General features: G+C 62.4%; 19 protein-coding genes, 1 other RNA gene and 1 pseudogene. 10 read left to right on the forward strand and 11 right to left on the reverse strand.

What is annotated here, in order from left to right:
• Window positions 1-35 precede the first annotated feature (35 nt).
• Window positions 36-584, forward strand: a pseudogene (locus tag F8N82_RS25750) (sterol desaturase family protein); the annotation flags it as partial.
• 501 nt (window positions 585-1,085) lie between these two features.
• Here F8N82_RS25750 and F8N82_RS25755 read toward each other — a convergent pair.
• Window positions 1,086-1,730 (reverse strand): DedA family protein, encoded by a 645-nt coding sequence (locus F8N82_RS25755; RefSeq protein ID WP_080764822.1) that lies wholly within the window; start codon window positions 1,728-1,730, stop codon window positions 1,086-1,088.
• Between the two features lie 207 nt (window positions 1,731-1,937).
• Here F8N82_RS25755 and hemB point away from each other — a divergent pair, with 207 nt between their 5' ends.
• Complete coding sequence (gene hemB / locus F8N82_RS25760) at window positions 1,938-2,948, forward strand: porphobilinogen synthase (RefSeq protein ID WP_038998112.1); 1,011 nt, start codon at window positions 1,938-1,940, stop codon at window positions 2,946-2,948.
• Between the two features lie 19 nt (window positions 2,949-2,967).
• On the forward strand, window positions 2,968-5,199 hold the full coding sequence (ppk1, locus tag F8N82_RS25765) for a polyphosphate kinase 1 (RefSeq protein ID WP_038998113.1): 2,232 nt from the start codon (window positions 2,968-2,970) through the stop codon (window positions 5,197-5,199).
• On the opposite strand, the gene ppx is transcribed toward ppk1, so the two are convergent.
• Window positions 5,186-6,688, reverse strand: coding sequence for an exopolyphosphatase (gene ppx, locus F8N82_RS25770; protein ID WP_038999682.1), 1,503 nt, complete (start codon window positions 6,686-6,688; stop codon window positions 5,186-5,188). The two genes, ppk1 and ppx, sit on opposite strands and share 14 nt — an antisense overlap.
• A gap of 241 nt (window positions 6,689-6,929) precedes the next feature.
• Between ppx and trxA the strand changes: the two genes are divergently transcribed.
• The 5 genes from trxA (at window position 6,930) to F8N82_RS25795 (ending at window position 12,231) form a co-directional block, all read left to right on the forward strand.
• Window positions 6,930-7,259: a thioredoxin TrxA gene (trxA, locus tag F8N82_RS25775; RefSeq protein WP_038998114.1), complete on the forward strand. Its 330-nt coding sequence runs from the start codon at window positions 6,930-6,932 to the stop codon at window positions 7,257-7,259.
• A 229-nt stretch (window positions 7,260-7,488) separates the two neighbouring features.
• Window positions 7,489-8,748, forward strand: coding sequence for a transcription termination factor Rho (gene rho / locus F8N82_RS25780; protein ID WP_028942380.1), 1,260 nt, complete (start codon window positions 7,489-7,491; stop codon window positions 8,746-8,748).
• A gap of 129 nt (window positions 8,749-8,877) precedes the next feature.
• A complete protein-coding gene (ubiD, locus tag F8N82_RS25785; RefSeq protein ID WP_038998115.1) occupies window positions 8,878-10,344 on the forward strand; it encodes a 4-hydroxy-3-polyprenylbenzoate decarboxylase in 1,467 nt (488 codons plus the stop codon).
• Window positions 10,345-11,313: a CDP-6-deoxy-delta-3,4-glucoseen reductase gene (locus tag F8N82_RS25790; protein WP_038998116.1), complete on the forward strand. Its 969-nt coding sequence runs from the start codon at window positions 10,345-10,347 to the stop codon at window positions 11,311-11,313. It abuts the gene before it with no gap.
• A 276-nt stretch (window positions 11,314-11,589) separates the two neighbouring features.
• The gene (locus tag F8N82_RS25795) at window positions 11,590-12,231 is read left to right on the forward strand and encodes a gamma-glutamylcyclotransferase (protein ID WP_038998117.1); all 642 of its coding nucleotides are present in this window, start codon (window positions 11,590-11,592) and stop codon (window positions 12,229-12,231) included.
• A gap of 11 nt (window positions 12,232-12,242) precedes the next feature.
• On the opposite strand, the gene F8N82_RS25800 is transcribed toward F8N82_RS25795, so the two are convergent.
• Complete coding sequence (locus F8N82_RS25800; RefSeq protein ID WP_038998118.1) at window positions 12,243-13,220, reverse strand: NADPH:quinone oxidoreductase family protein; 978 nt, start codon at window positions 13,218-13,220, stop codon at window positions 12,243-12,245.
• A 156-nt stretch (window positions 13,221-13,376) separates the two neighbouring features.
• Between F8N82_RS25800 and F8N82_RS25805 the strand changes: the two genes are divergently transcribed.
• Window positions 13,377-13,781 (forward strand): flagellar basal body-associated protein FliL, encoded by a 405-nt coding sequence (locus tag F8N82_RS25805; protein ID WP_038998119.1) that lies wholly within the window; start codon window positions 13,377-13,379, stop codon window positions 13,779-13,781.
• Here F8N82_RS25805 and F8N82_RS25810 read toward each other — a convergent pair whose 3' ends face one another.
• From F8N82_RS25810 to F8N82_RS25825, 4 genes are all read right to left on the reverse strand, one after another.
• Window positions 13,782-14,900 (reverse strand): ABC transporter permease, encoded by a 1,119-nt coding sequence (locus F8N82_RS25810; protein WP_038998120.1) that lies wholly within the window; start codon window positions 14,898-14,900, stop codon window positions 13,782-13,784.
• Window positions 14,900-17,623, reverse strand: a complete 2,724-nt coding sequence (gene rbbA / locus F8N82_RS25815; RefSeq protein ID WP_038998121.1) for a ribosome-associated ATPase/putative transporter RbbA — start codon at window positions 17,621-17,623, stop codon at window positions 14,900-14,902. The genes F8N82_RS25810 and rbbA overlap by 1 nt, the downstream gene beginning before the upstream one ends.
• The gene (locus F8N82_RS25820; protein ID WP_038998122.1) at window positions 17,620-18,585 is read right to left on the reverse strand and encodes an HlyD family secretion protein; all 966 of its coding nucleotides are present in this window, start codon (window positions 18,583-18,585) and stop codon (window positions 17,620-17,622) included. Before F8N82_RS25820 ends, rbbA begins: the two co-directional genes overlap by 4 nt.
• A 95-nt stretch (window positions 18,586-18,680) precedes the next feature.
• Window positions 18,681-19,130, reverse strand: coding sequence for an EVE domain-containing protein (locus F8N82_RS25825; protein ID WP_038998123.1), 450 nt, complete (start codon window positions 19,128-19,130; stop codon window positions 18,681-18,683).
• A 178-nt stretch (window positions 19,131-19,308) separates the two neighbouring features.
• Between F8N82_RS25825 and F8N82_RS25830 the strand changes: the two genes are divergently transcribed.
• A complete protein-coding gene (locus F8N82_RS25830) occupies window positions 19,309-19,449 on the forward strand; it encodes a hypothetical protein (protein WP_165392175.1) in 141 nt (46 codons plus the stop codon).
• Between the two features lie 18 nt (window positions 19,450-19,467).
• Here the strand turns inward: F8N82_RS25830 and F8N82_RS25835 are convergent, their stop codons facing one another.
• From F8N82_RS25835 to F8N82_RS25850, 4 genes are all read right to left on the reverse strand, one after another.
• Window positions 19,468-20,076: a 5-formyltetrahydrofolate cyclo-ligase gene (locus F8N82_RS25835; protein ID WP_150777025.1), complete on the reverse strand. Its 609-nt coding sequence runs from the start codon at window positions 20,074-20,076 to the stop codon at window positions 19,468-19,470.
• A gap of 80 nt (window positions 20,077-20,156) precedes the next feature.
• Window positions 20,157-20,334, reverse strand: a non-coding RNA gene (gene ssrS, locus F8N82_RS25840) — 6S RNA.
• An 18-nt stretch (window positions 20,335-20,352) separates the two neighbouring features.
• Entirely contained in the window at window positions 20,353-20,670 is a 318-nt protein-coding gene (locus tag F8N82_RS25845; protein ID WP_038998127.1) for a cell division protein ZapA, read from the reverse strand.
• The gene (locus F8N82_RS25850) at window positions 20,667-20,876 is read right to left on the reverse strand and encodes a TIGR02449 family protein (RefSeq protein WP_010221172.1); all 210 of its coding nucleotides are present in this window, start codon (window positions 20,874-20,876) and stop codon (window positions 20,667-20,669) included. Before F8N82_RS25850 ends, F8N82_RS25845 begins: the two co-directional genes overlap by 4 nt.
• Window positions 20,877-20,980 lie beyond the last annotated feature (104 nt).

A 20,980-nucleotide genomic window follows, 5' to 3' on the forward strand; every position in this document is an offset into this window, starting at 1 on the left:
TTGTGGTGGAGCTGCTCGCGGACTACCTGCGGGGCATGCGCACTTATCGCCTGGCCGATGCGATCAACAGCCTCAGCGCCGGCGTGCTGTCGACCACCACCGGCCTGCTGACCAAGGGCGTGGGCCTGCTCACCTATGCCCTGGCCTGGGAACACCTGGCACTGTTCAAACTGCCGGGCGAGGCGCTGTGGGTGTGGGTGCTGGCGTTTGTCTTCTATGACTTCTGCTACTACTGGCTGCACCGCTTCGGCCACGAGCGCAACATCCTCTGGGCCGCCCATTCGGTGCATCACCAGAGTGAGGATTACAACCTGTCCACGGCCCTGCGCCAGACCAGCAGCGGCTTTTTGCTGTCGTGGATCTTCTACCTGCCGCTGGCCGTACTGGGCGTGCCGCCGCTGGTGTTCATCACCGTCGCGGCGCTGAACCTGCTGTACCAGTTCTGGGTGCATACCCGGCATATCCCGAAGCTGGGCTGGTTCGAATGGCTGTTCATTACCCCGTCCAATCATCGTGTCCACCATGCACAAAACCCTCTGTACTTGGATCGCAACTATGGCGGAGTGTTCATTGTCTGGGATCGTCTGTTCGGCACTTTCCAGGAAGAGGATGACAATGAACCGGTGATTTTCGGCGTGACCACGCCACTGGCCAGCTGGAACCCGCTGTGGGCCAACCTGCAGTTCTATGCTCAGTTGTGGAACGACGCGCGGCGTGCCGAGCGTTGGTGGGACAAGCTGCGGATCTGGTTCATGCCCACCGGCTGGCGCCCGGATGATGTGGCTCGGCGTTATCCACAGGCCAAGCAGGACCTGAGCCGCTTCAAGAAATTCGAGGTGCCGCTGACCTGGCCGCAACAGCTCTACGTCGTTGTGCAGTTCGCGGCTTATGTGGCATTGGGCAGTTATCTGATGGAGCGCGCCGAACAGTTGTCGGTTGCGGCCCTGGTGCTGGGCTGGGGCCTGATGGCGTTGGGTTTGTTCGTGCTGGGCACGGCGCTGGAGAACCGCCCCTGGGCCTTCAGGCTGGAGCTGCTGCGTCTGGGCTTGAATGTCCCGGCCATGATCCTGGCCGGGATTGCTGGCTTATGGCCGGTCACTGCCCTGGCTTGGGTCCTGCTGTTTGGCTACAGCTTGCTCAGCCTGCTCGGCCTCTATGGCAGCCGCTTCCTCGCGGGCAATGCGCGCAGCCTTGAAGCGCCGACGCAGCCACAGGCAGCCGCCGAGCACCAGCAGGCCGCCGAGCACCCATAGCTCGTACTTCTTCACGTTGCCCAGCAGGCCTTCGAGAATTGCGCCGAAGTGATAGGCGGCGGCGCCCAGGGCCAGGGCCCAGATGGCTGCGCCAATACCGTTGAGCAGCAGGTAGCGGCGCGGCGGGTAGCCGGACAGGCCGATGGCTACCGGCATCACCGTACGCAGGCCGTAGACGAAACGGAAACTCAGGACCCAGATGTCCGGATGGCGGCGAATATGCTCCAGCGCCCGGTCGCCCATCATCTGCCAGCGCGGTTTGCGCGCCAGCAGCTTGCGCCCGTGGCGGCGCCCCATGAAGTACCACAGCTGGTCGCCGGCGTAGCTGCCGAAGAAGGCCACCACGACCACCAGGTTGATATCCATGTATCCGCGGAACGCAAGGAAGCCTGCGAGAACCAGAATGGTCTCACCTTCGAAAAACGTACCGAGAAAAAGGGCAAAGTAGCCGAAATCCTGCAGGAATTGTTGGAGCATTTTCTGGGTGCTGGCGAAATGAACGCGCAGCCTAACCCTTCGTGGCCTTTGGGGAAAGTGTCCAAATGTGTCTCGACGTGAACATTTCCTACAAGGACAATGGCTGCGTCCTCAAGTCGCAGGGTTGCCCTTGCCTGTCATACAGGCGTCATAATGGCCGCTTATAACTGTCGCGCTCGCCCGCCTGCGCGGGCTCAGGAGTCTGCCGTGAGCTTTACCCCCGCTAACCGTTTGTTTCCTGCCACCCGTCTGCGTCGCAACCGTCGTGACGACTTTACCCGTCGTCTGGTTCGCGAAAATGTACTGACTGTCGATGACCTGATCCTCCCGGTGTTTGTCCTCGATGGCGAAAACCGCCGCGAAGAAGTCGCCTCGATGCCGGGCGTCGAGCGTTTGTCCATCGACCTGTTGCTGGAAGCTGCGCAAGAATGGGTAAACCTCGGGATTCCTGCCCTGGCGCTGTTCCCGGTAACCCCGGTAGAGAAGAAATCCCTCGACGGCGCCGAAGCCTGGAACCCCGACGGTATCGCCCAGCGTGCCACCCGTGCCCTGCGTGAGCGCTTCCCGGAACTGGGGGTGATCACCGACGTTGCCCTGGACCCGTTCACCACCCACGGCCAGGACGGCATTCTCGACGAAGAAGGCTACGTCCAGAACGACATCACCGTCGATGCCCTGGTGCGCCAGGCGCTGTCCCACGCCGATGCCGGTGCCCAGGTGGTTGCGCCGTCGGACATGATGGACGGCCGCATCCAGGCCATCCGTGAAGCCCTGGAGCTGGCCGGTCACGTCAACGTGCGGATCATGGCCTACTCGGCCAAGTACGCCAGCGCCTACTACGGTCCGTTCCGCGATGCGGTCGGCTCGGCGCTGAACCTGGGCAAGGCCAACAAGGCCTCCTACCAGATGGACCCGGCCAACAGTAACGAGGCCCTGCACGAAGTGGCCGCCGATCTGTCGGAAGGTGCCGATATGGTCATGGTCAAACCGGGCATGCCGTACCTGGATATCCTTCACCGGGTCAAAGACGAATTCAAAGTGCCGACCTTCGTTTACCAGGTCAGCGGCGAGTACGCCATGCACATGGCGGCGATTCAGAACGGCTGGCTCAGTGAAGGGGTTATCCTTGAGTCCCTCACCGCTTTCAAACGGGCGGGCGCCGATGGCATCCTCACCTATTTCGCTGTTCGCGCTGCTCAATTGATGAGAGGGCAGTAACGCCCTTCAGGAACGCTAGATGAATAACGAAGTACTTACCGACGTTGCAGTGAAAGACGCCCAGCCTGTGCCCGAGCAGATGGTCGAGACCCCGCCGGAGCCGCCTGCGGTTGCGGAGCCGGTGGTCGAGGCCCCTGCGCCGGCGCCGGTGGCTGCGCCTGCCATCGTCATTCCCGGTCTGGACGACAGCAGCCTGTACATTCACCGCGAATTGTCCCAGCTGCAGTTCAACATCCGCGTGCTGGAGCAGGCACTGGATGAGTCCTATCCGCTGCTGGAGCGGTTGAAGTTCCTGCTGATCTTCTCCAGCAACCTGGATGAGTTCTTCGAAATTCGTGTGGCGGGCCTGAAGAAGCAGATTACCTTCGCCCGTGAACAGGCCGGCGCCGACGGCTTGCAGCCGCATCAGGCGCTGGCGCGGATCAGCGAGCTGGTGCACAGCGAAGTCGATCGCCAGTACGCGATCCTCAACGATGTGCTGCTGCCGGAACTGGAAAAACACCAGATCCGCTTCATTCGTCGCCGGCACTGGAACACTAAGCTCAAGACCTGGGTGCGGCGCTTCTTCCGTGACGAGATCGCGCCGATCATCACCCCGATCGGCCTCGACCCGACCCACCCGTTCCCGTTGCTGGTGAACAAGAGCCTGAACTTCATCGTCGAGCTCGAAGGTGTGGATGCCTTCGGCCGCGATTCGGGCCTGGCGATCATCCCGGCGCCGCGTTTGCTGCCTCGGGTAATCAAGGTGCCGGAAGAGGTCGGTGGGCCTGGCGACAACTATGTGTTCCTGTCGTCGATGATCCACGCTCACGCCGACGACCTGTTCCAGGGCATGAAGGTCAAGGGTTGCTACCAGTTCCGCCTGACCCGTAACGCCGACCTGGCGCTGGACTCCGAAGACGTCGAAGACCTGGCCCGGGCCTTGCGCGGCGAGCTGTTCTCGCGTCGTTACGGTGACGCGGTGCGTCTGGAAGTGGCCGACACCTGCCCTAAACAGCTCTCCGACTACCTGCTCAAGCAGTTCAGCCTGAGCGAGAGCGAGCTGTACCAGGTCAACGGCCCGGTCAACCTGACCCGGCTGTTCAGCATCACCAGCCTGGACAGCCACCCGGAGCTGCAATATACGCCGTTCACGCCGGCAATCCCCAAGCTGTTGCAGAACAGCGAGAACATATTCAGCGTGGTCAGTAAGCAGGACATCCTGCTGATGCACCCGTTCGAGTCGTTCACCCCGGTGGTCGACCTGCTGCGCCAGGCCGCCAAGGACCCGCACGTCCTGGCCGTGCGCCAGACCCTGTACCGCAGTGGTGCCAACTCGGAAATCGTCGACGCGCTGGTCGATGCTGCGCGTAACGGCAAGGAAGTCACTGCGGTGATCGAATTGCGCGCGCGTTTCGACGAAGAGTCCAACCTGCAGATGGCCAGCCGCCTGCAGGCTGCAGGTGCAGTGGTGATCTACGGCGTGGTCGGCTTCAAGACCCACGCCAAGATGATGCTGATCCTGCGTCGTGAAGCCGGCGAGATCGTCCGCTATGCGCACCTGGGTACTGGTAACTATCACGCCGGCAACGCCCGCCTGTACACCGACTACAGCCTGCTGACTTCCGACGACGCGCTGTGCGAAGACGTCGGCAAGCTGTTCAGCCAGTTGATCGGCATGGGCAAGACCCTGCGCATGAAGAAGCTGCTGCACGCGCCGTTTACCCTGAAAAAGGGCATGCTCGACATGATCGCGCGTGAAACCCAGTTTGCCCTCGACGGCAAACCGGCGCACATCATCGCCAAGTTCAACTCGCTGACCGATCCGAAGATCATCCGCGCGCTGTACAAGGCCAGCCAGTCAGGGGTGCGTATCGACCTGGTGGTGCGCGGCATGTGCTGCCTGCGCCCGGGCATTGCCGGGGTCTCGCATAATATTCATGTGCGCTCGATCATCGGCCGCTTCCTTGAGCACACGCGGGTATTCTACTTCCTTAATGGCGGTGAAGAGCAGATGTTCCTCTCCAGTGCCGACTGGATGGAGCGCAACCTCGACAAGCGCGTTGAGACCTGCTTCCCGGTCGAGGGAAAGAAGCTCATCCTGCGGGTGAAGAAGGAACTGGAAGGGTATCTGACCGACAACACCCACGCCTGGATCCTGCAACCGGATGGCCGCTACGTACGCAGCACGCCAACCGGCAACCAGAACCCGCGCAGTGCCCAGGCCACTCTGCTCGAGCGCCTGAGCAACCCGGTGCTTATCGTACGCTGAGGACGAAGCCGACCCGGGCCAGCCATTCTGCCTCCAGGCCGAAATCGGCCTGGGTCAGCTGGTTTTCTTCCAGCCAACCCGTAGGAAACTCGACGTCCAGGCTGTCGCCCTTGGCGTGCAGGGTGACCTTGGGCATTTGCTGGGTACCGCGGATGTGGTGGAACAGGATCGCGAAGCGCAGCAGCACGCACAGGCGGATCAGCTTGGCGGCGTCGTCGCCGAATTCGCCGAACTTGTCCTTGGGAATGTTGCGGCGGTGGCCGCGCACCAGCAACGCCAGCATCAATTGGTCTTCACGGGAGAAACCGGCCAGGTCGGAGTGCTCGATCAGGTAGGCGCCGTGCTTGTGGTAATGATAGTGGGCGATGTCCAGGCCCACTTCATGCACCTTGGCCGCCCAGCCCAGCAGTTCGCGCCAGATACCGTCTTCCAGGTCCCAGGCCTTGGCCACCTGGTCGAAGGCGTGCAGGGCTTTGCGCTCGACCCGCGCCGCTTGGCCCTGGTCAACGTGATAGCGCTCCATCAGCGAGGTCAGGGTGCGCTCGCGCACGTCCTCGTGGTGATGGCGGCCAAGCAGGTCGTAGAGCACGCCTTCACGCAGGGCGCCGTCGCAGTGATCCATGCGCTGCAGTTCAAGGGCGTCGAAAATCGCTTCGAGAATCGCCAGGCCCGCCGGGAAGATCGCCCTGCGGTCGGGTTTGACCCCGTCGAAATCAATCTTGTCGGTTTCGCCCAGCTTGAACAGCTTGCGCTTGAGCCAGGCCAGGCCTTCGGCATTGACCTCGCCGCTGCCCATGCCGCCGGACTTGAGCGCCAGGCCGATGGCGCGGATGGTGCCCGAGGAGCCAATGGCTTCGTCCCAGGTCAGACGGTGCAGGGCGTTCTCGATGCTCATCAACTCCAGGCGCGCGGCGGTGTAGGCCTGTGCGTAGCGCGCCGGGGTGATCTTGCCGTCGCGGAAATAGCGCTGGGTATAGCTGACGCAGCCCATCTGCAGGCTTTCGCGCAGCAGCGGCTCAAAACGCTGGCCAATGATGAATTCGGTACTGCCGCCGCCGATGTCGGCGACCAGGCGCTTGCCCGGGGTGTCGGCCAGGGTGTGGGACACGCCAAGGTAGATCAGGCGGGCTTCTTCGCGACCGGAGATGACTTCCACCGGGTGGCCAAGGATGGCTTCGGCGCGGCGGATGAATTCGCCACGGTTGCGCGCCTCGCGCAGGGCGTTGGTGCCGACGATGCGCACGGCGCCATCGGGCAGGCCGTTGATCAGTTGGGCAAAGCGCTTGAGGCAGTCCAGGCCGCGTTGCATGGACTCTTCGCTGAGCTGGCGCTCTTCGTTGATGCCGGCGGCCAGCTGAACTTTTTCGCCGAGCCGCTCTAGGATGCGGATCTCGCTATGGTGGGCCTTGGCGACCACCATGTGGAAACTGTTGGAGCCCAGGTCTATGGCAGCGATCAAGGACAGATTCTTGGCTGTGGTTTGCGGCATGGTCATGGGTTCTCGGTCGATAACCCGGCAATCCTGCCACGATCCGGCGCTGGCGCCAACGCGCAGCGTATCAAGGCTTGATATGGGGCAGGTTGTGCGGGAAATATGACTTTCCCGTGACAGCAGCGATATGCGCGGTCATGCACAACTATAGTTACACTCAATCGTTCCCGGCTTCCTGTAGGCGGCGGGTGCAGCTATGATGGGCCACGTTTTTTTGCTTACGACCTTGGAGACTTCCATGAGCAGCGATCTTATCAAACACGTCACCGACGCCACCTTCGAAGCCGAAGTTCTGAAGGCTGAAGGCCCGGTGCTGGTCGACTACTGGGCTGAATGGTGCGGCCCTTGCAAAATGATCGCGCCGGTTCTGGACGACATCGCCGCTAGCTACGCGGGCAAACTGACCGTCGCCAAGCTGAACATCGACGACAACCAGGAAACCCCGGCCAAGCACGGCGTGCGTGGCATCCCGACGCTGATGCTGTTCAAGAACGGCAACGTCGAGGCCACCAAGGTCGGTGCACTGTCGAAATCTCAGCTGGCAGCCTTCCTGGACGCCAATATCTGAGTGAAAAAAGCCCCGCATTCGTCGGGGCTTTTCTTTATCTGGTGACTAGACGCCAGAAAAAGCAGGTGTTACATTCGGCCTCGCACTGTTTCTTCGGTGCCCTCTGCACGCCGTCGCCGACGCATCCCTAATTCGAATCAGTACGCGATCCTGTCGCCTTCTTTGCGGCGCGGCTTCATTAAGCCAGAAGCTTAATTCCCCCTTCTTACATGATTACGTCACTCCCCTTATGAACCTGACTGAACTCAAGCAAAAGCCGATTACCGATCTGCTCGAAATGGCCGAACAGATGGGCATAGAAAATATGGCCCGTTCGCGCAAGCAAGATGTGATTTTCTCCCTGTTGAAAAAGCATGCGAAAAGCGGCGAGGAAATCTCCGGTGACGGCGTGCTGGAGATTCTCCAGGACGGCTTCGGCTTCCTGCGCTCGGCCGATGCCTCGTACCTGGCCGGCCCGGACGACATCTATGTGTCGCCAAGCCAGATCCGTCGTTTCAACTTGCGTACCGGCGACACCATCGTCGGCAAGATCCGCCCGCCAAAAGAAGGCGAGCGTTACTTCGCGCTGCTGAAAGTCGACACCATCAACTTCGACCGGCCGGAAAACGCGAAGAACAAGATCCTGTTCGAAAACCTGACGCCGCTGTTCCCTAACGAGCGCCTGAAGATGGAAGCCGGCAACGGTTCCACCGAAGACCTCACCGGCCGGGTTATCGACCTCTGCGCCCCGATCGGCAAAGGCCAGCGCGGCCTGATCGTCGCTCCGCCAAAAGCGGGCAAGACCATCATGCTGCAGAACATCGCGGCCAACATCACCCGTAACAATCCCGAGTGCCACCTGATCGTCCTGCTGATCGACGAGCGCCCGGAAGAAGTGACCGAAATGCAGCGCACCGTGCGCGGCGAAGTGGTTGCCTCGACTTTCGACGAGCCGCCAACCCGCCACGTGCAGGTTGCCGAAATGGTCATCGAGAAGGCCAAGCGCCTGGTTGAACACAAGAAAGACGTGGTCATCCTGCTCGACTCCATCACCCGTCTGGCCCGTGCCTACAACACCGTGATCCCGAGCTCCGGCAAGGTCCTCACCGGTGGTGTCGATGCCCACGCCCTGGAGAAGCCGAAGCGTTTCTTCGGTGCCGCGCGTAACATCGAAGAAGGCGGTTCGCTGACCATCATCGCCACCGCGCTGGTCGAAACCGGCTCGAAGATGGACGAAGTGATCTACGAAGAGTTCAAGGGTACCGGCAACATGGAGCTGCCCCTGGACCGCAAGATCGCCGAGAAGCGTGTCTTCCCGGCCATCAACATCAACCGTTCGGGTACCCGTCGCGAAGAGCTGCTGACCGCCGACGACGAGCTGCAGCGCATGTGGATCCTGCGCAAGCTGCTGCACCCGATGGATGAAGTTGCTGCTATCGAGTTCCTGATCGACAAACTCAAGCAGACCAAGACCAACGACGAGTTCTTCTTGTCGATGAAGCGCAAGTAAACTGCTGCGCTGGGCAAGAGCCGGGGCGACCCGGCTTTTTGCTATCTGTACTTTGGCTATTCTGAGCAGCCGAGTTCGGCGCTACACTCTGCAGCCCGACCGCTACGGCAGCCAATACGAGGCTTTTGCATGCAGTATCGCGATTTGCGCGACTTTATCCGTGGCCTGGAACAGCGCGGCGAACTCAAGCGCATCCAGGTGCCGATCTCTCCAGTCCTGGAAATGACCGAAGTCTGCGACCGCACCCTGCGCGCCAAAGGCCCGGCCCTGCTGTTCGAGAAGCCTACCGGCTTCGACATTCCGGTACTTGGCAACCTGTTCGGTACCCCGGAGCGGGTGGCCATGGGCATGGGGGCCGAGTCGGTCGGCGAACTGCGTGAAATCGGCAAGTTGCTGGCTTTCCTCAAGGAGCCCGAGCCGCCGAAAAGCCTCAAGGACGCCTGGTCGAAGCTACCGATTTTCAAGAAGGTCGTGTCCATGGCGCCGAAGGTGGTCAAGGATGCGCCGTGCCACGAAGTGGTCATCGAAGGTGATGATGTCGACCTCGGCCTGTTGCCGGTGCAGCACTGCTGGCCGGGCGACGTTGCGCCGCTGATCACCTGGGGCCTGACCGTTACCCGCGGGCCGAACAAGGATCGCCAGAACCTGGGTATCTACCGTCAGCAGGTGATCGGCCGCAACAAGGTCATCATGCGCTGGCTGAGCCATCGCGGCGGCGCCCTGGACTATCGCGAGTGGTGCGAGAAGCACCCTGGCCAGCCGTTCCCGGTAGCCGTGGCCCTGGGCGCAGACCCTGCGACCATCCTCGGCGCCGTGACGCCAGTACCCGATACCCTTTCCGAGTACGCCTTCGCCGGCCTGCTGCGCGGTAACCGCACCGAGCTGGTCAAGTGCCGGGGCAGCGACCTGCAGGTGCCGGCTACTGCCGAGATTATCCTCGAAGGTGTGATTCACCCGGGTGAAATGGCTCCGGAAGGCCCGTACGGCGACCACACTGGCTACTACAATGAAGTCGACAGCTTCCCGGTGTTCACTGTCGAGCGCATCACCCATCGCACCAAGCCGATCTATCACAGCACCTACACCGGCCGGCCGCCGGATGAGCCGGCGATTCTCGGCGTAGCCCTGAACGAAGTGTTCGTGCCGATCCTGCAGAAGCAGTTCCCGGAAATCACCGACTTCTACCTGCCGCCTGAAGGCTGCTCGTACCGCATGGCGGTGGTGACCATGAAAAAGCAGTATCCAGGCCACGCCAAGCGCGTGATGCTGGGTGTCTGGTCGTTTTTACGACAGTTCATGTACACCAAGTTCGTTATTGTCACTGACGACGACATCAATGCGCGGGACTGGAACGACGTAATCTGGGCAATTACCACGCGCATGGACCCCAAGCGCGATACGGTGATGATCGAAAACACCCCGATCGACTACCTGGACTTCGCGTCGCCGGTGTCCGGGCTGGGTTCGAAAATGGGCCTGGATGCAACGCACAAGTGGCCGGGTGAGACCACTCGCGAGTGGGGACGGGTCATCGTCAAGGATGAAGCGGTCACCCGGCGGATCGATGAGCTGTGGAATCAGTTGGGAATAGACTAAATGCAGGTAACCTTGCAGCCGTCCGGGGCAGTGTTGGCGCTCGAGCCCGGAGAAAGGATTCTGGATGCGGCGCGGCGCCTGGGCTACGACTGCCCGCAGAGTTGCCGCAACGGTAACTGTCATGTCTGCGCTGCGCTGCTGGTCGAAGGCCGGGTGCGCCAGGGTGGCGTCGAGCGTGATCACGGCGAGCTGTTCACCTGCATCGCCGAGCCACTGGAGGACTGCATCTTGCTGTGGGATGGCGTACTGGCCCTGGGCGAGCTGCCGGTACGGACCCTGGCCTGCCAGCTCAGCGAATGTGTCGAGGTCGGCGGCGACGTCTGGCGCGTACGTCTGCGTGCGCCAGCGGGCAAGCCACCGCGTTACCACGCTGGCCAGTACCTGATGCTCGAGCGTGACAGCGGCGACAAGGCTGCCTTCTCGCTGGCCTCGGCGCCGCACAGCGGTCGTGACCTCGAGCTGCATGTGCTGGCCCGTGAGAACAGCGCTCTGGACCTTATCGCCCAGTTGCAGCGCACGCGCATGGCGCGGCTGGAAATGCCCTTTGGTGATACCCACCTGGCCGAGTTGCCGGATGGCCCGCTGGTGCTGATCGCTGCCGGTACCGGCATGGCGCAGATGCACAGCCTGATCGAGCATTGCCGGGCCAGCGGCTTCAAGCACCCGGTCCACCTGTACTGGGGTGTGCGCCAGCCGGACGACTTCTACCAGATCGAGCACTGGGCCGAATGGGAGCGTCTGCCCAACCTGTTTCTGCACAAGGTGGTCAGTGATTTGTGCGGTTGGGAAGGGCGCTGCGGCCTGCTGCACGAGGCGGTCTGCGAAGACATCAGCGACCTGGCCGGTGTGCATGTTTACGCCAGCGGCTCGCCGAACATGATCTACGCAACCCTCGACGCGCTGGTCGAAGCCGGCATGGATGCCCATCAAATGCGCGCCGATGTATTCGCTTATGCCCCGCGCAATTGAATGACGGAATAAGGCACGCTGCAACAGCGTGCCGGTTTAAATAACTGTCGGCACGGCCGATGGTTATAAGCCACTCATTATTGCCCGCAACGAAAATAACGTTCGCTACACTTGAAACAGTGCACCTGTTATCGCCCTGGCACGGCCCTTATTGCCGTTTCAGGGCGCTTGGGGGCTTGTGTCCCGGCGCTTATCTGCCGTACGGTAACTCTGTGCACAGGGCTTTGCCTTATAGTGCAACGCATTGGTAATTCATGGGGAAGTGTGGCGGCAGCTATGTCGGCAATCGAAACGGTATCTTTGAATGTGGCCTATCCGCCGTTGCTTGATTTCGGCGAACAATTAACGCGCGAACAACTTGTACATTCAGTTCAACACACCATGTCCCGGCATCAGGGCGGCCCGGTGTGGTTGTTTGCCTACGGCTCGTTGATCTGGCGTCCAGAGTGCAATGCTGCCGAACGGCGACGAGCACGGGTGCATGGTTATCATCGCGGACTGTATTTGTGGTCACACGAACACCGGGGCACACCGGAATGCCCGGGCCTGGTCTTCGGCCTGGATCGCGGCGGTTCGTGCAGCGGTTTTGCCTACCGCTTGCCGGATGACTGCCTGGAAGCGTCGCTGCTGGCCTTGTGGCAGCGAGAGATGCCTTATCCTGCGTATCGTCCGCACTGGCTCAATTGCCGACTGGAGGATGGCAGCAAGGTTCAGGCCCTGGGCTTCGTACTGGAGCGGCACCTACCGTGCTACGCCGGCAACCTGCCGGACACCTTGCTCAGCCAGATTTTCGCCAATGCCAAGGGCCGTTATGGCACTACCCGCGACTATGTCGAGCAGACCCTCGATGCCCTGCGCAGCCACGCCATGCCGGATCGCAATCTGGAGGCGCGCTTTCGGCGTTGTCATTCCAGGTAGGAGCGGGCTGTTTAGGCCATGGTCACTACCAGCTTGCCCACTGCCTTGCGCTGGCCAAGCATCTCGATGGCTGCACCGGCTTCGGCCAGCGGGAAGGTCTGCGATACCAGCGGCTTGAGCTTGCCCTCGGCGAACCAGGCAAACAACTGCTGGAAGTTCGCCGCATTGTCTGCTGGCTGACGCTGGGCAAACGCCCCCCAGAACACCCCGAGCACCGCCGCACCCTTGAGCAGCGCCAGGTTGACCGGCAGCTCGGGGATGCGCCCGCTGGCAAAACCAACCACCAGCAGCCGGCCATTCCAGGCGATACCGCGCACCGCCTGGTCAAACAGGTCGCCACCCACCGGGTCGTAGATGACGTCGGCGCCATTGCCGCCGGTCAGGCGTTTGATCTCGTCCTTGAGGCTGGTTTCGCTGTAGTTGATCAGATCGTCGGCACCAGCTGCCCTGGCCACGGCGAGCTTTTCGGCGCTGCTGGCCGCAGCTATCACGCGCGCGCCCATGGCCTTGCCGATTTCCACCGCTGCCAGCCCAACCCCACCCGAGGCACCCAGCACCAGCAGGGTTTCCCCGGCCTTGAGCTGGCCACGCTGGCTGAGCGCATGCATCGAGGTGCCGTAAGTCATGCCGAAGGCCGCGGCGGTGGTGAAGTCCATCTGCGCCGGGATCGGCAAGACGTTGTAGGCCGGCACCGCCACTTGTTCGGCGAAGCTGCCCCAGCCGGTCAGGGCCATGACCCGATCGCCGACGTTCAGGTTACCGACCTTCTCACCCACGGCGCTGACCACGCCGGCTGCTTCGCCTCCGGGCGAGAACGGCAGCGGCGGCTGGAATTGGTACTTGCCTTCGATGATCAGGGTGTCGGGAAAGTTGACCCCGGCGGCCTGCACGTCGAGCAGGATCTCGTTCTTCTTCGGCACCGGGCTGGCGACTTCTTCCAGGACCAGGTTTTGCGCCGGACCAAGGGCTTTGCACAACACTGCTTTCATCGGGACTATTCCTTTGCGCGTAGTGGCCGATAAGTGTAGGTGGGCGAGGTGCCGGGTCAACGAGCATGGCCCGCCCTGATAGGCCGGCATAAGCCCGGGCTTGGGTTTGACCGGTGCGCTGGGTATGCTGGCGCCAACTGTATGAGGAGCGAATTCGTGAAAGCGTGGATCTTGATGGTACTGGCGCTGATGCTGCCGATGGCGGCCATGGCCGAGGAAGCCAAGGAAGGGGAACCGAAGGTCTCCTACATTTCCCTGAGCCCGCCGTTTGTGGGCAACTACGCTCTCGATGGCGGGCCGAAACTGCGCGTGTACAAGGCCGACGTGGCCTTGCGGGTCAACAGCGACGCCGCTGCCGCTGCGGTGCGTCATCACGAGCCGCTGATCCGCAACCAGCTGGTGGCGCTGTTCACCCAGCAGAACCTGGAGGCCATGAGCAATGTCGAGGCCAAGGAAAAGCTGCGTCAGGAAGCCCTCAAGCAAGTCCAGCAGGTGCTCGAAAGCGAAGAAGGCAAGCCGACCGTCGATGACCTGCTGTTCAACAACCTGATCGTCCAGTAATTACGAGGTCAGGCTGCGGCGAAAGCGCGCCAGGGCAATGGCGAAGAAGGCCAGGCCAATGGCGGCGAGCGCCGCGAGGTCTGGCCAGACCACTTCCAGCCCGGCGTCGCGGAACAGAATCGCCGCACTGAGGCTGACGAAGTGGGTCGAGGGCGAGCCCTGCATGACCCACTGCAGCCACTGCGGCATGCTGTCCAGCGGCGTGCTGCCTCCCGAAAGCAACAGCATCGGGATGATCACCGGAATCGCCAGCAGACCGAACTGCGGGGTCGAGCGCGCCAGGGTGGCGAGGAAGATCCCCAGCGCAGTGCTGGCGAACAGGTACAGCGCCGTCACCGCCAAAAACAGCCCCAGCGATCCTGCCAGCGGTACCCCCAGCGCGCCTTTGACGATCACCTCCAGCGACACCCAGGTGCACAGCACCACCACCAGGGCGTTGCTGCCGATCTTCGCCAGCATGATTTCCAGGGCGGTCAGCGGCAACACCAACAGGTGATCGAGGGTGCCGTGTTCGCGCTCGCGCAGCAGCGCTGTGCCGGTCAGCACAATGGCCAGGATGGTGATGTTGTTGACGATCTGGATCACGGCCAGGAACCAGCCGCCCTCAAGGTTGGGGTTGAACAGCGCGCGGGCGCTGAGCAGCGCCGGGCTGCTGGCTGCGGCCGAGCCCTGGTTGGCGTAGTCGAGCAGTTCGCGCTCGACGATCCTGCCGATGTAACCGGCGCCCATGAACGCCTGGCTCATGGCCGTGGCGTCGACGTTGACCTGCAGCTCTGGCGAGCGCCCGGCCAGCAGGTCGGTCTGGAAGTTCACCGGCACGTTGATCACAAAGGTGTAGCGGCCGCTGTCCATGGCCTCGTCGAGCTGGTCGTAGGCCAGCGGTACTGCGCGCTGGAACTCCGGTGGTTGCAGGGCCTCGGCGAGCTTGCGTGAGACCAGGCTGTGGTCTTCGTCGATCACCGCGACGCTGGCGTTGTGCACGCCGATCACCGAGCCTGCAGCCGGCATGTAGATCGCCACACTGAAGGCATACAGCAGGAACAACAGCAGCACGCTGTCATGGCGCAGGCTGGTCAGCTCCTTGAGCCCCAGGCGCAGGGTATGTGCCAGACGATGCATCAGACCTCCTGCTTCTTCAGCATGGCCAGACTCAGGCCGGTGAAACCGACAAAGAAGCCCAGCAGCGCCAGGCACTGAGGCCAGAGTTCGCGCAGGTCCAGGGCTTTGGTGAAGGTGCCGACGGCGATATCGAGAAAGTAACCGGCCGGGAACAGCTGGCCCATCAACGCTGCAGCACCGTCCAGCGACGAGCGCGGCACGATCAGCCCGGAGAACTGGATGGTTGGCAGGCTGGTGATGATCATGGTGCCGAGAATTGCGGCGATCTGGGTGCGGGTGAAGGCCGAGATCAGCAGGCCCAGGCTGGTGGTCGCCAACAGGTACAAGACACCGCCGCAAGCCAGGGCCAGGGCGCTGCCCTTGAACGGCACGCCGAACAGCCAGCGGTTCATCGCCACCAGCAGCGCCAGGTTGATCAGGCTCACCGCCAGGTACGGTGCCTGTTTGCCGAGCAGAAATTCCAGGCGGGTCAGGGGCGTTGCATAGAAGTTGGTGATCGAGCCCAGTTCTTTCTCGCGCACGATGCCCAGCGCGGTGAGCATCGCCGGAATGAACGCCAGGATCAGCGCCATGACCCCGGGGCCGATGGCGTTTACGCTGACCACATCCTGGTTGTAGCGAAAGCGGGTTTCCAGGCGCACCGGGGTTTGCCCGGGCTGGGCCTTGCTGCTCAGCGCCGCCAGTTGCTCAAGGTTGGCCTGGTGCACGGCTTCGACATAGTTGCGGCTGGTTTCGGCGCGAAACGGCATGCCGCCATCCAGCCAGGCCGCCACTACCGGCTGGCGCCCGGCGTACAGATCGCGGCCAAAGCCGGGTGGAATCTCCAGGGCCAGTTTGATTTCCGAACGCTGCAGGCGTTTGTGCAACTGTGCGGCATCGCGGATCGGCGTCTGTTCGGCAAAGTAGCGTGAGCCGCGGAAGGCTTCCAGGTAAGCGCGGCTTTGCGGGCTCTGGTCCTGGTCGTAGACGGCGAAGGCCAGGTTCTCCACGTCCAGGGAGATGCCGTAACCGAAGATCACCATCATGAACAGTGCGCCAAGCAGGGCAAATGCCAGGCGCACCTTGTCGCGCAGCAGTTCCTTGCCTTCGCGGGTGGCGACGGCGAACAGGCGCTTGAGGCTGAAACCTTGGCGCAGGTGCAGCGGCGCTGCGCTGGCCGGCGTCTCCAACTGGGGGCTGGCAGTTGGCGCTTCGCTGGCGCCTTGGGCCTGTTCCAGGCAGGTGACGAAGGCGTCTTCCAGGGTCTCACCGCCGAATTGCTGTTGCAGCGCCGCCGGCGTATCGCAGGCCAGGACCTTGCCGGCATGCATCAGGGAAATCCGGTCGCAGCGCAGGGCTTCGTTCATGAAGTGGGTGGAGAGGAAGATCGTCACCCCCTGGTCGCGCGACAGCTCGACCAGCAGGCGCCAGAAGTCATCGCGCGCCGCGGGGTCGACGCCCGAGGTCGGTTCGTCGAGGATCAGCACTTCCGGGCGGTGCAATACGGCTACGGCCAACGACAAGCGCTGGCGCAAGCCCAGGGGCAGGGCGCCGGACTGTTGGTCGGCGATGGCGCCCAGATCGAAACGCTCGATCAGCTCGGCGATACGCGGGCCACTTTCGGCCTTGGCCAGGTCGAACAGCCGTGCATGCAGTTCAAGGTTTTGCCGCACGCTCAGTTCGCCATACAGCGAGAAGCTCTGGGACATGAAGCCGACGCGCTTGCGCGTGGCCAGGTCCTTGGCGTTTACCGGACGGCCGAGCAGGTTGGCACTGCCTTCGCTGGCCGGCATCAGGCCGGTGAGCACCTTCATGGTGGTGGTCTTGCCGCAGCCGTTGGAGCCGAGAAAGCCGAAAATCTCGCCACGGCCGATGGCGAAGCTGACCTTGTTTACGGCGGTGAAGTCGCCGAAGCGCAAGGTCAGTTCATGGGCTTCGATGGCGATCTCGGCATTGGCGTTATCACGCGGCGGGATCACCAGGGGCTGCTGGCTGCGCTGGCTATCGCCCTGAAAGTGCGTGAAGGCGTCATCGAGCTTGTGGCTGGCGGTGGCTGCGGCCAGTTCTTCGCTCAAGCCCGCGGCAATCAGCCGGCCACGATCGAGCATCAGGCAGTGTTCGAACTGCTCGGCCTCTTCCATGTAGGCGGTGGCGACCAGCAGGGTCAGTTGCGGGCGCTCCTGGCGCACCTGCTCGACCAGCTCCCAGAAGCGCCGGCGCGACAGCGGATCGACACCGGTGGTGGGTTCGTCGAGGATCAGCAAATCCGGTTCATGGATCAGCGCACAGCACAGCCCAAGCTTCTGCTTCATGCCGCCTGACAACTTGCCCGCCGGGCGCTCGGCAAAGCGCAGCAGGTCGGTGGCCTGCAGCAGGTTGTGCATGCGTTGCTCGCACTCCTTGGTGCCGAGGCCGAACAAGGTGGCGAAGAAACGGATGTTCTCGCTGATCGACAGCTCAGGGTAAAGGTTGTTGCCCAGCCCCTGGGGCATGAAGGCGATGCGCGGGTACAGGTTGTTGCGGTGACGGCGCTGGCGGATCGAGCCGCCGAGCACCTGCAGTTCGCCGCTTTGCAGCTTCTTCACCCCGGCGATCAGCCCGAGCAGGCTCGACTTGCCGGCGCCGTCCGGGCCGATCAGGCCGCAGCGGGTGCCCGCCGGCAGGCTGAAGGCGATGTCCTGCAGGGCGCTCAAGCCACCGTAGCGGTGGTTGATGCCCTCGGCCTGCAGCGCCAGCGCGCTCATTGCAGGTTGGCCGGCCAGTCCACCTCAGCGGTGCGCACATAGCCTGCGCCCGGCATGCCGGGTTTGGCCTGGGGCACGGCGCTCGGTTCGGTCAGGCGCAGCTTGACCCGGAACACCAGTTTCTGGCGCTCGTCACGGGTTTCCACTTGCTTGGGAGTGAACTGCGCCTTGGCCGCGACGAAGGCGATCTTCGCAGGCATTGCCTGGTCGGGCAGGGCGTCGAGAACAATGCGCGCCTGGTCGCCAACGGTCAGGCGGCCGGTGGTAGAGGCGGGCAGGTAGAGGTTCATGTACTGGTCGCTGGGGTCGATCAGCATCAGCACACGGCCGCCGGCACCGAGCACTTCGCCAGGTTCGGCCAGGCGCAACTGGATCACGCCATTGATCGGTGCGCGCAGGCTGCTGTCGTCGATTTCGCTGGTCAGTTGCGCAACCTGGGCTTCTGCGGCACCGATGGCCGCCTTGATCGCGGCCAGTTGCGCGCGGGCGGCGACCACGGCGGAATTGCTGGTGTCGTAACGGGCCTGCTGTTGGTCGAGCAGTTGCTGGCTGGCATATTTGCGCTGGAAGATCTCGCGTACGCGCTTGAGCTCCTGGCTGGCCAGCAGTTGTTCGCTCTGGCGCAATTGCACCGTGGCCTGGGCGGCGGAGTAGTTTTCCCGGGCGCGCAGCACTTCGGCTTCGGCCTGGCTGCGCTGGGCCTCGAGGGTGCGGGTGTCGATGCGGGCGAGCAACTGGCCTTGCTTGACCGTATCGCCTTCGTCGACCAGCACCTCGGCCAGGCGTCCGGGGATCTTGCTGGCAATCTGCACTTCAGTCGCTTCGAGCCTGCCGTTGCCCATGCTCAGGCCTTCAGGCAAGCGGTCATGCAGGGATTTCCAGTAGCCCAGGCCGCCAGCGGCCAGGAGCAGGGCAATCAAGGCACCGGCGAAGAGTTTCGGGGTGTGTTGGCTCAACGACATGGTTTGGCAATCCTTGCTGCATTAACGTCAAATTGTGACGCCGCACCGATCCTGGTGCGTTGATGTTCGTCAAATGAGCGGCAATCCTACCCTCTTTAACGCAGTTCGAGTACCGCGGCCCATTGTTCGGCGGTTACCGGCATCACCGAAAGCCGGCTGCCTTTCTGTACCAGCGGCAGTTCGGCCAGGGCGGTTTGCTGCTTGAGGTAGCCCAGCTGCAAAACCTTGCCGAAGGTCTCGACATGGGCGACATCCACGGCGCTCCACGGGTTCTTTTCGGCGTTGGCCTTGGCGTCGAAGTAATGGCTTTGCGGGTCCAGCGCGGTGGGGTCGGGATAGGCGGCGGCGCTGATCCGGGCGATGCCGGCAATACCTGGCTCGGGGCAGCTGGAGTGGTAGAAAAAGAACTGGTCACCGACCGCCATGGCACGCAGGAAATTACGCGCCTGGTAGTTGCGCACGCCATCCCAGCGGGCTTCGCCCAACCGTGCTAGGTCCTTGATCGAGAGTTCGTCGGGCTCGGATTTCATCAGCCAGTAGGCCATGGGTGGTGCTCCAGACAATGTTTGAAATAACCTGTTTCAGGAAACCGACGGTCGGTTGGCGTCAACGTTTGCGTGTCGCCTCAGGTTGTCGGAGAATGCGCGCATTTTAAGCTTGACGCTGCTGCAACCACAAAAACGTTGCTGACAACGTGATCAGTTTGCCTGAGGGGGGCAATCGATGAATCGCAAACCGGATTTGCTCTGGATTCTGGTGTTTCTGTTCGGTTTGGGTGTTGTCACTACCGGTTATGCGCAAAGCCTTTGGGAACGCAAACTCGACGCCCCCTACGAAATGCCGGTCAATCCGCAACAGCGTTGATTGCCTTTGCTGGCGTCCTTATACGGGTGCCAGATACCAGCCACGGTCCGAGACCGTCCCCTGCAGCGGCACATCCCAACTGGCTTGCGCCAGTCGTTCGACCTTCTGGCATTCATGCGCCAGGCCCAGCAGCAACGGTTTTTTCCAGGCCTTACGGCGGGCCTGATAGGCCAGGTTGCGGTCATAGAAACCGCCGCCCATGCCCAGCCGGCCACCCACTTCATCAAAACCCACCAGCGGTAGCAGGATCAGGTCCAGCGCCCAGATCGGCCGTTGCCGGGCCAGGCTGATGTGTGGCTCGGGGATGCGAAAGCGGTTGGGCCGCAGCTTCTCGCCGGCTTCGATACGCTGGAACACCATCTTGGTTTTCGGCCAGGCGTGCAGTACTGGCAGGTAGGTGCGCTTGCCGCGGCGCTGGGCTTCACGCATCAGCAGGCGCGGGTCGATCTCGCAATCATTGGGCAGGTACAGGGCGATGTGTCTGGCTCGGCGAAACAGCGGATGCTGCGCCAGTTGCCGGTACAGGCCACGGGCTGCCCGGCGTTGTTCGGCCGGCGTCAGGGCGCGGCGGGCATCGCGAAGCAGGCGGCGGAGTTGGGGGCGGGTCAGCGGCGCGGTGTCGGTCATGGCACGGGCGGTCCCAGAGAGGGCTGCCACCCGCTGGGTGACAGCTCGATTGCCCGCGCAGAAGGGCGGGCAAAGAATTCAGGCTCCCCGACGAACCGCTGTCGGTGTAGCCCTTGAACCCGAAAGTTCAAGGTGGAGATTGCAGGAGGCGTTAAGGCTTTCCGTCAAGCGGACATGCACACCGGCCCCACGTGCAACCCCCGTGGTTGTGCGTATCGGCTCAGGGACATGACCGACTGGCAAGCACTCCAGGGAGTGGCGCCAGTATACCGATACTCAACCCTTATTTGGAACTTGATCGTCGGCCAATGCCTGATCGACACGTTCGAGCAGGTCGCGCACCTGTTCACGGTTAACGCCAGCGGCCGGCGCATCCGGGCGTTCCTGGTTGTGCAGCAGGTCGTGGGTGATGTTCAGCGCAGCCATCACGGCGATGCGGTCGGCGCCGATGACTTTGCCGCTGCTGCGGATTTCACGCATCTTGCCGTCCAGGTAGCGCGCGGCGCTGACCAGGTTGCTGCGTTCTTCCGGCGGACAAATGATCGAATACTCTTTGTCGAGAATCTGAACAGTGACGCTATTGCTTGAGCTCATGAGTCTTGCTCCAGGGCCTTGAGTCGCAAAATCATCGATTCGACCTTACGCCGGGCGATTTCATTTTTTTCGATGAGGTGGGCGCGCTCTTCGCGCCAGGATTTTTCCTGAGCTAATAAGAGTGCGTTTTGCCGTTTTAGTTGCTCGACCCGCTCAATCAGCAGTTCGAATCGGCCCATCAGCGCTTGCAGATCGTTCTCTTGCATTGGTTGCCACTCGATTCGGTCGTGCGGGTGGTTGCCCGGTTTATGCCCTGGCCGGCCCGGAGTTGGCCGCGTCGATGGTCTTGGCGCGCCTGCCGGTGCTAGGA

This window comes from Pseudomonas fluorescens (assembly GCF_902497775.2).
GTDB lineage: Bacteria > Pseudomonadota > Gammaproteobacteria > Pseudomonadales > Pseudomonadaceae > Aquipseudomonas > Aquipseudomonas putida_F.

What these genes read in the sequence shown, in the direction of transcription:
- F8N82_RS25825 (WP_038998123.1), bottom strand. Translation starts at nt 19,130, where the DNA reads ATGGCCTACTGGCTGATGAAATCCGAGCCCGACGAACTCTCGATCAAG.
- F8N82_RS25820 (WP_038998122.1), bottom strand. Translation starts at nt 18,585, where the DNA reads ATGTCGTTGAGCCAACACACCCCGAAACTCTTCGCCGGTGCCTTGATT.
- F8N82_RS25845 (WP_038998127.1), bottom strand. Translation starts at nt 20,670, where the DNA reads ATGAGCTCAAGCAATAGCGTCACTGTTCAGATTCTCGACAAAGAGTAT.
- ppk1 (WP_038998113.1), top strand. Translation starts at nt 2,968, where the DNA reads ATGAATAACGAAGTACTTACCGACGTTGCAGTGAAAGACGCCCAGCCT.
- F8N82_RS25755 (WP_080764822.1), bottom strand. Translation starts at nt 1,730, where the DNA reads ATGCTCCAACAATTCCTGCAGGATTTCGGCTACTTTGCCCTTTTTCTC.
- F8N82_RS25850 (WP_010221172.1), bottom strand. Translation starts at nt 20,876, where the DNA reads ATGCAAGAGAACGATCTGCAAGCGCTGATGGGCCGATTCGAACTGCTG.
- F8N82_RS25835 (WP_150777025.1), bottom strand. Translation starts at nt 20,076, where the DNA reads ATGACCGACACCGCGCCGCTGACCCGCCCCCAACTCCGCCGCCTGCTT.
- ppx (WP_038999682.1), bottom strand. Translation starts at nt 6,688, where the DNA reads ATGCCGCAAACCACAGCCAAGAATCTGTCCTTGATCGCTGCCATAGAC.
- F8N82_RS25830 (WP_165392175.1), top strand. Translation starts at nt 19,309, where the DNA reads ATGAATCGCAAACCGGATTTGCTCTGGATTCTGGTGTTTCTGTTCGGT.
- F8N82_RS25810 (WP_038998120.1), bottom strand. Translation starts at nt 14,900, where the DNA reads ATGCATCGTCTGGCACATACCCTGCGCCTGGGGCTCAAGGAGCTGACC.
- rho (WP_028942380.1), top strand. Translation starts at nt 7,489, where the DNA reads ATGAACCTGACTGAACTCAAGCAAAAGCCGATTACCGATCTGCTCGAA.
- rbbA (WP_038998121.1), bottom strand. Translation starts at nt 17,623, where the DNA reads ATGAGCGCGCTGGCGCTGCAGGCCGAGGGCATCAACCACCGCTACGGT.
- F8N82_RS25795 (WP_038998117.1), top strand. Translation starts at nt 11,590, where the DNA reads ATGTCGGCAATCGAAACGGTATCTTTGAATGTGGCCTATCCGCCGTTG.
- F8N82_RS25800 (WP_038998118.1), bottom strand. Translation starts at nt 13,220, where the DNA reads ATGAAAGCAGTGTTGTGCAAAGCCCTTGGTCCGGCGCAAAACCTGGTC.
- trxA (WP_038998114.1), top strand. Translation starts at nt 6,930, where the DNA reads ATGAGCAGCGATCTTATCAAACACGTCACCGACGCCACCTTCGAAGCC.
- F8N82_RS25790 (WP_038998116.1), top strand. Translation starts at nt 10,345, where the DNA reads ATGCAGGTAACCTTGCAGCCGTCCGGGGCAGTGTTGGCGCTCGAGCCC.
- ubiD (WP_038998115.1), top strand. Translation starts at nt 8,878, where the DNA reads ATGCAGTATCGCGATTTGCGCGACTTTATCCGTGGCCTGGAACAGCGC.